The following is a 581-nucleotide window of genomic DNA, read 5'->3' as shown; positions in this document are numbered from 1 at the left end:
AGGCGGGGTTGCCTCGATGCCGTCGCTGCAGATGCACCAGATAGGCATCGTAGATCTCTACCGGTGATTCAGGGGCGGGTGCGTAGTCGGGTGCGAGCTGCATCGAATTCTGCCTTGACGTGTGTCGGAGCGAGATGAATGTATCGGGCTGTGGTGTCGACGTGCGCGTGGCCGAGCAGTGCTTGCATCACTGCCAGATCCACACCGGCTTCGGCCATGGCGGTTCCGAAGGTATGGCGCAGGGCGTGCGGGTGTCCGGCGAGAACACCTGATTTGATCCGGTGGTATCGAAAGATGGTGCGCAGTCCTGCGGCCGTCAAGGACTGTCCCCGGTTCGGCCCTTTAGCGACGAGAAACAGACGTGCACAGTTTGATTCGGGTCTCTCTGTGAGTAGGTATGTTTGGATCAATCCCGCGACTTCGATATCGAGTGGGACGCGGCGCTCTTTGCCGCCTTTGCCGAGCACCCGCACCCACCTGGTGCCGATGTCGATATCGGTGACATCGAGGGTGAGCACTTCACCGGATCTCAATCCGGACAACAACATCAGCCCTGCGATGGAGCGATCTCTCCATGTCCG

General features: G+C 59.9%; 1 protein-coding gene. It reads right to left on the bottom strand.

Annotation, left to right across the window (positions count from 1 at the left end; translation table 11 throughout):
* Nucleotides 1–68: 68 nt before the first annotated feature.
* Nucleotides 69–581 (bottom strand): tyrosine-type recombinase/integrase (locus HM984_RS18120; protein WP_179350130.1); only part of this gene is annotated, 513 nt, incomplete at its 5' end.

The organism is Winogradskyella pacifica, from assembly GCF_013403915.1.
In the GTDB taxonomy this organism is placed as follows: domain Bacteria; phylum Bacteroidota; class Bacteroidia; order Flavobacteriales; family Flavobacteriaceae; genus Winogradskyella; species Winogradskyella pacifica.
This window is presented reverse-complemented; position numbering and strand designations above follow the sequence as displayed.